Origin of the sequence: Mesorhizobium sp. M5C.F.Ca.IN.020.29.1.1 (assembly GCF_003997375.1) — a bacterium.
GTDB lineage: Bacteria > Pseudomonadota > Alphaproteobacteria > Rhizobiales > Rhizobiaceae > Mesorhizobium > Mesorhizobium wenxiniae.
Genome location: NZ_RZSW01000754.1, coordinates 1 through 2,295, shown reverse-complemented (window position 1 = coordinate 2,295; position 2,295 = coordinate 1). Strand labels below are relative to the sequence as shown.

2 protein-coding genes are annotated in these 2,295 nt (G+C 67.1%); one reads left to right on the top strand and one right to left on the bottom strand.

The window, feature by feature from the left end:
- A partial coding sequence (locus EOA85_RS33115) for a patatin-like phospholipase family protein (protein WP_164760053.1) occupies positions 1-503 on the top strand: 503 nt, incomplete at its 5' end.
- A 35-nt stretch (positions 504-538) separates the two neighbouring features.
- Here the strand turns inward: EOA85_RS33115 and recJ are convergent.
- Positions 539-2,295 (bottom strand): single-stranded-DNA-specific exonuclease RecJ (recJ, locus tag EOA85_RS33110; protein ID WP_245486239.1); only part of this gene is annotated, 1,757 nt, incomplete at its 5' end.

The window sequence follows — 2,295 nt, the reverse complement described above, 5'->3', positions numbered from 1 at the left end:
GCTCGCTGCCCACCGCCATGCGCGCCTCCTACGCACTGCCCGGCGTGTTCGAACCGGTCACTTGCAACGGACGCGTACTGGTCGACGGCGCTCTGGTCAATCCAGTGCCGGTCTCGGTCTGCCGTGCCTACGAGCAGCCGCTGGTGGTCGCGGTGAACCTTCACTATGATCTGTTCGGCCGCGCCGCCGTCATCAAGCACAGCGCCGGTGAACTGGTCGTCGAAAAGGATGCGCCAAGGCCCGGTCAGGCAGACACCGGCCACCAGTCCCGTGAGACACGGCTCGGCATCACCGGCGTTATGGTCGAAGCCTTCAACATCATCCAGGACCGCATTTCGCGTGCCAGGCTTGCCGGCGACCCGCCGGATATGTCGCTGCAGCCGAAGCTCAGCCATATCGGTCTGACCGAGTTCCACCGCGCCGACGAAGCGATCCGCCTCGGCTATGAGGCGACGATGGCCCAGATCGGCGAACTGACCCGGCTGCAGACGGTTCTGGCTTAAATCATCGAAGACTCGCGCAGAAGCGAAAACCGCTCTCAGGCACGTGCGGCATCGACGATGCGGAACTGCACCGTGCGGTTGCCGTTCCAGTGATTGCCCGACAGCGAACCGGCGACGTGCACCGGTTTGCCCCTGTTCGTGAACAGGAATTCGCCGAGCGCCGTATCGACGGCGCGAAAGGCGATCGCCTGGATCCGGCCGCCGCTTTCCGACTGCAACTCGGCGCGGATGTGATTGGCGCCGACCGGCCTCGCATCGGCAAGACGATGTCGCGGCAGCGCGAAGACCGGCGCGACATGCCCGGCGCCGAACGGGCCGGCTTTCTCCAGCGCATCGAGCAGGCCGAGCGTCGCACCCTCGGCGGCCAGCGCACCGTCGATCGCCAGGCTTTCCTCGCCCTGCAGCCGGAACACGTCGGCCGCCGCCCGTTCCTCGAAGAAGGCGCGGAGCGCGCCAAGTTTCGCCCGCTCCACCGTAATGCCGGCCGCCATGCCATGGCCGCCGCCTTTGACGATCAGCCCGGCAATGGCGGCCTCGCGCACCAGCCGGCCGAGATCGAAGCCCGACACCGAACGGCCTGAACCCGTGCCGACGCCATTGGCGTTGAAGGCGATGGCAAAGGCGGGCCGGCGCGCATGGTCCTTGAGCCGCGAGGCCAGCAGGCCGACGATGCCCGGATGCCAATTGGAGCTGGCAGTGACGACGATGGCCGGCCCATTGCCGCCGGCAAGCTCGGCATCGGCCTCGACTCGTGCCGCGGCCAGCATTTCCAGCTCCATCTGCTGCCGCTCCTGATTGAGCCGGTCCAGCGTCTCGGCGATGGTGCGGGCCACGACGGGATCGTTGGTGGCGAGCAGGCGGCTGCCGAGTGCTGCGTCGCCGATGCGCCCACCGGCATTGATGCGCGGGCCGATCAGATAGGCCAGATGGAAGGTGCTGACCGGCTCGCCGATGCGCGAGACCCGCGCCAACGCCGCCAACCCCTCGTTCCTCTGCTGGCGCGCCATCTGCAACCCCTTGACCACGAAGGCGCGGTTGACGCCGGTCAGCGGCACCACGTCGCAAACGGTCGCCAGGGCCACGAGGTCCAGCAGACCAAGCAGGTCCGGCGGTGCGGCATCCGGCAACCGGCCACGCAGGATCTTCGCCGTCTGCACCAGAGCCAGGAAGACGACGCCGGCGGCACAAAGATGGCCCTGCCCCGAAAGGTCGTCCTCGCGATTGGGATTGACGACCGCTTCCGCCGCCGGCAACGGACCGCCGAGCTGGTGATGATCGAGCACCACGACATCGGCGCCGGCAGCCTTCGCCGCGTCGATCGAGACGGCGCTGTTGGTGCCGCAGTCGACGGTGACGATTAGCGTCGCGCCACGCGAGACAAGTTCGCGCATGGCTTCCGGATTGGGTCCGTACCCCTCGAAGATGCGGTCCGGTATGTAGATCTCCGCTGGCACGAAGAAATGCGTGAGAAACCGCTTGAGCAGCGCCGATGAGGCCGCGCCGTCGACGTCGTAGTCGCCGAAGATCGCCACTCTTTCTCCGGTCACGATCGCATCAGCGATGCGGGCGGCGGCCTTGTCCATGTCGGTCAGCGAAGCCGGGTCCGGCAAAAGATCGCGGATGGTCGGATCAAGAAACCGCTCGGTCTGCGCGGCGGTCACGCCGCGCCCGGCAAGGACGCGCGCGACGATGTCCGGCACGCCAAAGCCTTGCGCTATCGCAAGCGCAGTCATGTCCTGCCGCTCGGTCAGCCGGTGTTCCCAGGAAACACCTGATGCCGACTGCCTGACAT